At 64.1% G+C, this 7,033-nt stretch carries 8 protein-coding genes and 1 pseudogene; 5 read left to right on the forward strand and 4 right to left on the reverse strand.

Going from position 1 to position 7,033, the window contains the following annotated elements:
- Window positions 1-10: 10 nt before the first annotated feature.
- Together VN856_RS16280 and VN856_RS16285 are read right to left on the reverse strand one after the other, a co-directional pair.
- Window positions 11-1,231 (reverse strand): MFS transporter, encoded by a 1,221-nt coding sequence (locus tag VN856_RS16280; protein WP_325690814.1) that lies wholly within the window; start codon window positions 1,229-1,231, stop codon window positions 11-13.
- 220 nt (window positions 1,232-1,451) lie between these two features.
- Window positions 1,452-1,742 carry a hypothetical protein gene (locus tag VN856_RS16285; protein ID WP_325690816.1) on the reverse strand — a complete coding sequence of 97 codons (291 nt, stop codon included), beginning with the start codon at window positions 1,740-1,742 and terminating at the stop codon, window positions 1,452-1,454.
- Between the two features lie 143 nt (window positions 1,743-1,885).
- Here VN856_RS16285 and VN856_RS16290 point away from each other — a divergent pair, with 143 nt between their 5' ends.
- The 4 genes from VN856_RS16290 (at window position 1,886) to VN856_RS16305 (ending at window position 4,486) form a co-directional block, all read left to right on the forward strand.
- A complete protein-coding gene (locus VN856_RS16290) occupies window positions 1,886-2,500 on the forward strand; it encodes a hypothetical protein (protein ID WP_325690818.1) in 615 nt (204 codons plus the stop codon).
- Window positions 2,501-2,514: 14 nt separating this feature from the next.
- Entirely contained in the window at window positions 2,515-3,030 is a 516-nt protein-coding gene (locus VN856_RS16295; RefSeq protein ID WP_325690820.1) for a hypothetical protein, read from the forward strand.
- A gap of 79 nt (window positions 3,031-3,109) precedes the next feature.
- Window positions 3,110-4,183 carry a M4 family metallopeptidase gene (locus tag VN856_RS16300; protein ID WP_325690822.1) on the forward strand — a complete coding sequence of 358 codons (1,074 nt, stop codon included), beginning with the start codon at window positions 3,110-3,112 and terminating at the stop codon, window positions 4,181-4,183.
- Window positions 4,184-4,219: 36 nt separating this feature from the next.
- Window positions 4,220-4,486 (forward strand): protealysin inhibitor emfourin, encoded by a 267-nt coding sequence (locus VN856_RS16305; RefSeq protein WP_325690824.1) that lies wholly within the window; start codon window positions 4,220-4,222, stop codon window positions 4,484-4,486.
- Here VN856_RS16305 and VN856_RS16310 read toward each other — a convergent pair.
- On the reverse strand, window positions 4,483-5,529 hold the full coding sequence (locus tag VN856_RS16310; protein WP_325690825.1) for a hypothetical protein: 1,047 nt from the start codon (window positions 5,527-5,529) through the stop codon (window positions 4,483-4,485). The genes VN856_RS16305 and VN856_RS16310 overlap by 4 nt on opposite strands.
- Before the next feature lie 223 nt (window positions 5,530-5,752).
- Here VN856_RS16310 and VN856_RS16315 point away from each other — a divergent pair, with 223 nt between their 5' ends.
- The gene (locus VN856_RS16315; protein ID WP_325690827.1) at window positions 5,753-6,469 is read left to right on the forward strand and encodes an enoyl-CoA hydratase/isomerase family protein; all 717 of its coding nucleotides are present in this window, start codon (window positions 5,753-5,755) and stop codon (window positions 6,467-6,469) included.
- Window positions 6,470-6,478: 9 nt separating this feature from the next.
- Here the strand turns inward: VN856_RS16315 and VN856_RS16320 are convergent.
- Window positions 6,479-7,033 (reverse strand): annotated as a pseudogene (locus VN856_RS16320) (methylmalonyl Co-A mutase-associated GTPase MeaB); the annotation flags it as partial.

Here is a 7,033-nt window from a genome sequence, read left to right on the forward strand (position 1 = left end):
AGCCAGATCCCTAGTCGTCGTGCAGAAAGCGCGCCGCAAGCAACACCGCGATGCCGGCGAACACCAGGATCGTCACGGCGACCGCGGTCCAACCGCGAGCATCGAAGGCCACGCCTCCCAGCCATCCAATGGCGCTGGAGCCGGCGTAGTAGAACAGGTTGTACAGCGACGATGCTTGCGCTTTGCCTACCGGTGCAGCCTGCCCGGTCCATCCGGCCGCGGTGGAATGGGCGCCGAAGAATCCGGCCGTGGCGACAACCAGCCCGATCAGCACCGCGAACACGTTGTCGCTGAGAGTCATTGCGACACCGGCCATCATGATCGAGACGGCCACGAGCAGAACCCGTTTGCGACCGAAGCGGGCAGCCTCGGCACCCGCCCGTGACGATGCCCAGGTGCCGGCCAGGTAGGCCAGGAACATCAGGCTCACCACCGAGGGAGCTAGGTGGAAAGGTGCGCGAGTCAACTGGAAGCCGAGGAAGTTGTAGAGCGCCACGAATCCGCCCATCAACAGAAACCCCTGCGCAAAGAGCACCAACTGGCGTGGTGAGCGCAAATTTGCGGCGAGCCGATGACCAAGGCTGCCTTCGGGATTGGCGTCGTCGCGCAACACCGGGGTGAATCCACGCGGATCGGGCGCGAGCTTGACGAACCCCATGGCCGCCAGCCCGCAGAGCACCGCGACGGTGAAGATGCCGACCCGCCAGCCGGCCGCCTCGCCAACCGGGCTGGACACCAGCCGTCCGAGCAGTCCGCCGATCGTCGTGCCGCCGACGAATATCCCGGCCGCTCTCGCGGCATGCACGGGATCTACCTCTTCGGTCAGGTAAGCCACCGCGATGGCAGGCACGCCGCCGACCATTAGACCCTCAATAAAGCGACCGGCAAGCAGCAGCGAAAACGTCGGGGCAAAGGGCACGAGCATCCCAACCAGGGTGGCGACCGTGACCGAAATCGAGATCGCTTTCACCCTGCCGATGCGGTCGGCCAACGCCGACCATGGGATGACACCGATGGCCAGGCCTACCGTCGATGCAGAGACAAGAAGTGCGGCGCTGGCCGCTCCGACACCTAAATCCTTTGAAATCAAGGGCAATACGGCTTGTGGCGAATACAGCTGCGCAAACGTGGCAACGCCCGCACAGAACAGTGCCGCGAGCAGCCGCCCGTAGGCCGCAGACCCACGGGTATGCCCAGTCCACTCGCCTTCGACGGACTGCTCGTTCGTCACACGTTCAACGTTAAGAAGCGCCCGATGATGTGTCCATTGAATGAGCTACAACTCACCTCGGCCCAATGCCGGCAGTCGCGACGCTGTCCAGCCGCAAGATCGCGCTCACCACCGCGTCTGGAATGGCCATTCCCGCGTTACCGCCCTTGCTGTTGTCACACAGCGCGACGATGACGAGGCCGTGGGATGGGATTACCGAAAGTACCTGCCCGCCGATTCCCTACTGCGCGTTGCCGTCCTCGTCTTCGTCTTCCTCGTATTCCTCGTCCTCGCCTTCCGGGTAGTCCTCGTCTTCCTCACCTTCGAAAAGCAGGTCGAGGTCGAGCGGATCTTCGCCATGCGGGTCGACCACGTACTGCTGCCAGAAGCCGTACGCGAAGTAGATCGTGTCCGAGTGGTCCAGATCGTCGCCAACCTGAACCCAGAGATCCCCCTCAGTGCGGCCGTAGCTGAGCGCGTTGGTGTAGACGACACCGCCGTCAACGGTTTTGATGTGAATTTCGTGAGCCACGTGCGGCAGTCTTCCATCCAGCGCAGCACTCGATGAATCGCGGTCGACTCCCGATTTAAGGGTGACTTGCGCGCTGCAGCATCCTCATTACGCTTCGTCAGCATGCGCGACCTTCAGGTCAAGCGCTCGAGAAGCGAGGATCGATGGCGGCAGTCCTGAACGCTGATACAGATGAGTTGCGCGCTGCGGCCAGTCGTTGGCAGATGATCGGTGGCGATTTAGCTGGGAGCGGCGGGCTTCCCCCGGTCAACCTCGAGAGGGCCTGGCCCAGCGCTGCGGCGACCGGCGGCATCCATGGCCAAGCGGCGGCCGCCACCGCGGCGTTTCAGGCGCGGATCGATGAGACCGCCGCGGTACCCACTAATGCCGCCAACGCGTATCAGCAACACGAGACGATGAAGGCCGGCGACATCAAAGACGTGATGAGTCTTGTCACTGGCCCGATGCACGATGTGATTAGCATGGCGGGCTCCATAGGAAGCGTCAGCAGTTCGATCGGTGGAACGCTCGGGCAGCTTGGGGGCCAGGCAGTTTCGATCACGACCAATCTCACCAGCACCTTGACCAGTGCACTCAGTCATGTTGGTGGCGCGCCTCAAAGCTTGCCGGTGCCCATCGACCATGCGTTCGGTCACGTCGTCGGTACTCAGTCGGAGCCGCCGTCAACGCCTCCGCAGCTCAACGAGCCTCCGCAGCTCGACGATCAGCGGAATCCCTTGGCGCCGGGATCAATTGATCCGACGCTCAAAGAGACCTAGCTCAGGGAGATCGAATGTTCCCGACGCTCAGCCAGATTGAGGCGTACAGCACCGAGCACCTCGTCGACGCCGCCGACCATTGGGACAGCTTGGCGGACCGGTGGGAGGACGCGCACTGGCAGGTTCGCAACCAAGCTCATGTATTGGACTGGCAGGGTGCAGCCGCCGATGCGCTTCGAGCACGGACGGCATCGGACTACACCGTTGCCAGCGGCCAGGCAGATCAGCTTCGCAGCACCTCACGCATCGCCCGTCAGCAAGCCGGCGTACTGAACCAGCTCCGTAATAGCGTTCTCTACGCCGTCGAGGACGCTCATAGCGCGGGATTCATCGTCGAAGAAGATTTTTCGGTGACTGACAGCCGGACCAGCGGCACCGCGGCGGAGTTGGCTGTTCGCCAGGCGCAGGCCCAAGTTTTCGCTGCGGATATTCGCGGGCGTGCGGGGGCGTTAATTGGGGCTGACACCTCTGTTGCGGGCGACCTCTCCAGCGCAGCCGCCGGCGTCGGTGACACTGGCTTCGAGATCTGAGTCGATAACTCAGGCATCTCGTGGCAGATTTAGAGCTGGCTATCGTGTCGAGCACACGTACGGCGCTAAGGAGAGTCCGATGTGGGGTTGTCGCGGTCACTTCATAGTTCCCGCAGCTGTACTGCGCAGGCTCGCCGACGACGACTCGATCCCGGCGCAGGCCCGACAAGCACTGCTCGACAGCGCTGCCACGGAGTCCGTGTGGCGAGAGCTACGCCACGCCCACAGCGAAGCGACGCAAGCCACTCTGCGCGCCCGAGGAGTCACGAGCCTCCGATTGGCCGGTGTGCTCGCACCGGTGCCGGCGGTCACGGTCTACGACTGCAAGAACACCCAATCACTGCCCGGCACGCCCGTCGCGAACCCGGGTGGCAGTTCGGACATGACGGCGAAACGCGCGTTCGATACGACGCACGCCGTGATCGATTTCTACCGGGAATGTTTCGGCCGCAACTCGGTTGACGATGCGGGCATGACCTTGATGTCATCGATTCACTACGGCGTGGGCTACGACAACGCCTTCTGGAATGGGTCCCAGATGACCTACGGAGACGGCGACGGTCAAGTCTTCACCGACTTCACCAACTCGGATGACGTCATCGGCCACGAGTTGACCCACGGTGTAACCCAATTCACCGCAGGCCTGGACTACTCCAACGAGCCCGGTGCACTCAACGAGAGTGTCTCCGACGTGTTCGGCGTGATGTTTCACCAGTGGCGGCGCAAGGAGACTGCTGCCCAAGCGGATTGGTTGGTCGGCCCTGGTGTCCTCGGCCCCGTCGCACTGCAAAAGGGATACACGTGCCTGCGCGATCTGGCCGCACCCGGTTCGCGACACTGCCTGTCGCCGCAACCGGCGCACTACCGTGACTACATTCCCCAAGGCGATCCGCATGCCAATAGCGGCATTCCGAATCACGCCTTCTACCTCGCGGCGACGACCATCGGTGGCCAAGCCTGGGAGAAAGCCGGAAAAGTCTGGTACGCCGCGCTCACTAGTGACAAAGCCCGACCATCGACGAACTTCGGCGCGTTCGCCGCGCTCACCCGCGCCGCCGCGAAATCGCTGTTCCCACGCGATACCGACGTCTATCGTGGCGTGGACGAAGCGTGGACACGGGTAGGGATCGCCGACCCCGACATCGCGGTCTGAGCGTGGTCGATCCGAGTCAGGACAGTAGGCGCGGCAATGGGCAATCGCTACATCATCGAACGACGCGGCGGCTTCGCCGGCCTGAAGGCCAGCGGCGCCATCGACGGTGACGCACTGAATCCAGCCGATCGCCAGACACTGGAACAGCTCCTCGACACCGAAGAACCCCTCCCCGCCGAGCCCGGCGCTGACCGCTACACCTACCTCGTGACGCGCGAGACCGCATTGGGAAGCACGACGCGCGAAATTCCGGAGAGCGTAATGCCCGCTGCCGTAGCAAGGGTCGTCACGCCCCAGATCTAGGGGTGAGGCAAGGTATTCCAGTCCCTGAGCCACACGCTTGGAGCGAAACTGTCCGTGTTGTAAAGCTTTTGCAGTGCCGACTCTGGCTGCGGTTGAATGCCGGCGACATCGATGGTTTCGCCGCCGCCTTCGCGCCAGGCCGCAGTCCATAGCATCGCCAGCGTTTTCGCCCCGTCTGCCAGACGCTTGACCGTCGCCGCGCCAAAGGTGTTCCACAATTGGGCGGTTTGGTCCGGGCCCGGGTGAGCCGCGAAAACCGACACGATATCGGCGGGAGGGATTGCCTCGATGGTTCGCCGCATCAATGCCACCGCGGCATCGGCTGCCTCCTCCGAACCGGTGACGAGCGGCGGCCCGTGTGGATCAGCGGCGAGGTCGGCGTTGACGTCGGCGAGCACTTCGCCGGCGTGTTCGTCGAGCATCGTCGTCTCGTACACGCTGTGCACGGCGTCCTCGCCGGCACCGGGCACGCCGTGGTGCAGGCGGGAAACATGGAGTGGTTGGCACGCATCGCCCACGTAGTGGGCCAACACACCGGCGGTCGCGACATATCTCAACACATCGTCACCCCGCACCGCCTCGACCATCAGCCCGTAGAGCTGCGCGGCACGAAATGGCAGGGCCCCGCGGTGCTCATCGACGGGCGGGTCCGTCAACGAGTCGTAGAAGGCGGTCCAGCCGACTGGGGTGCGCCAGGTGGCATCACGGCCGTACCACAGCGCCATCAGCGTCTGGCCGCCTGCCGCGGCTCCACCGGGCTGATCCATATCGGCGAAATGATTGGCGGCGTCTTCGGGACGGGTGCGGCGCCACACCAGGTCCGGCACGTCGGCCAGCGGGACGAAAGCGCCCCGCTGGCCGGGTTCAAACCGTTGGCCGGCAACAATCTCGATGTCACTGACTGCGATGCGATCGCGGTTGTCGCGCAGCAGCTGCGCCAATTTGGTGCCTGCAGGGCCGAGCCGGCACGCTGCGCCGGCGATCGTGTAGTGCCCGACCATCCCCCAATGCTCACGCTGGTCGGCCCTTGCTTCGTCGGTCATCACTGAATTCTGCTGGCTGGCCGTCGTGGTGACATCAATTAGGTCAGCGTTGGTCCAGCCAGGATGCCTCGACAGCCGTTGGCATAAAAGAACGGTGGCTGGCGAAGAAGTATCACATTTCAAATCTGATATGGGGGTTACTCGCTTCGTCAACCACGTCGATACGCTCATCGCAACCCGTGCCTATAGCCCAGAGTTGCAATGCCTGAGATGGAGAACGTGAGTGGTTGATCTAGAACTCGATCAAGGGCTGGCCGTCGTCACGATCAATCGCCCCGAGGCTCGTAACGCCATCGCGCTTCACACCATGGACCAACTTGAGCAGGCCATAGCCGGCGCCGAGGGCGCGCTGTGCCTGGTCATTCGGGGCGAGGGAGACAAGGCGTTCGTTTCGGGCGGGGATCTCAAGGAGCTCAGTGCGCTGCGCACCGAAGAGCAGGCGGCAGCCATGGCATGGCGGATGCGGTCGATCTGTGATCAGCTCGCGAATTTCCCCGCCCCGGTCGTCGCCGCGCTAAACGGCCACGCGTTCGGGGGCGGAGCGGAGGTTGCGGTCGCCGCCGATATACGGGTGGCCGCCGACGACATCAAGATCGGGTTCAATCAGGTGTCCCTCGAAATAATGCCGGCTTGGGGTGGCGCGGAGCGGCTCGCGGCCCTCGTCGGCCGCGGCCGCGCGCTGATGCTCGCGGGCACCGGAGCCGTCCTCACCGCCGATCAAGCGGAAAGGATCGGGCTGCTGGATCGCGTGCTGTCGAGGGCGGCGTTCGAAACTGAGTGGCGCTCGTTGGCGCGCGCGCTGGCGGTTCGGCCGGCCAGCGATATCAAGCGCGTCATCTCGGGCGTGCCGGCCAGCGAGGCGGTCGCAGCTTTTGCCTCGCTATGGGTATCCGATGAGCACTGGGCCGCGGCAGACCGAGTGATGAAACGCAGCCGATGAATCAGTCGGCTATTCGAATTTATCGTCGGTGGCTGACTCGGTCAGCAACAAACCCGCGGCGGTATATGGATCGCACCGACCGTCAGCGACGGCGGCGGCCAAACCGGCGAGTTCAGGGTGGCAGTGCAGGCGAGTTTGCGCCAGAGAGAGGATCTGTGCCCGCGCTCGCGATGCCCTCCGGGCGGGGGTGTCGGCGCGGTGGTGGGCGTCGATCGCGTCCACCAAGTCGGTAACGCCCTCGGAGCGCGCTGCAACGAGTGTGAGGACTGGGGCCGATGTCTCGGCCCGCAGATCGCGGGCGGTTTGGTTCGCGCCGTCGCGGTCGGCCTTGTTGACGACCACAATGTCGGCCACTTCCAGCAGGCCTGCCTTCGCGGCCTGTACTGCGTCACCCGCACCGGGATTGAGGATGACGATGGTCGGATCGGCGACGGCGGCGATCTCGATCTCCGACTGACCGACACCGACCGTTTCCAGCACGATCAGGTCGTAGGACAGTGCGGCAAGCAAGCGGATCGCCGCAGGGACCGCGGCGGCGAGACCGCCGAGGTGACCGCGGGTTGC

It is taken from the genome of Mycobacterium sp. (genome assembly GCF_035603715.1).
Lineage (GTDB): Bacteria > Actinomycetota > Actinomycetes > Mycobacteriales > Mycobacteriaceae > Mycobacterium.

Excerpts from the sequence above, each read along its gene's own strand:
- VN856_RS16290 (WP_325690818.1), top strand. The coding sequence starts at position 1,886 with ATGGCGGCAGTCCTGAACGCTGATACAGATGAGTTGCGCGCTGCGGCC.
- VN856_RS16295 (WP_325690820.1), top strand. The coding sequence starts at position 2,515 with ATGTTCCCGACGCTCAGCCAGATTGAGGCGTACAGCACCGAGCACCTC.
- VN856_RS16300 (WP_325690822.1), top strand. The coding sequence starts at position 3,110 with ATGTGGGGTTGTCGCGGTCACTTCATAGTTCCCGCAGCTGTACTGCGC.
- VN856_RS16305 (WP_325690824.1), top strand. The coding sequence starts at position 4,220 with ATGGGCAATCGCTACATCATCGAACGACGCGGCGGCTTCGCCGGCCTG.
- VN856_RS16310 (WP_325690825.1), bottom strand. The coding sequence starts at position 5,529 with ATGACCGACGAAGCAAGGGCCGACCAGCGTGAGCATTGGGGGATGGTC.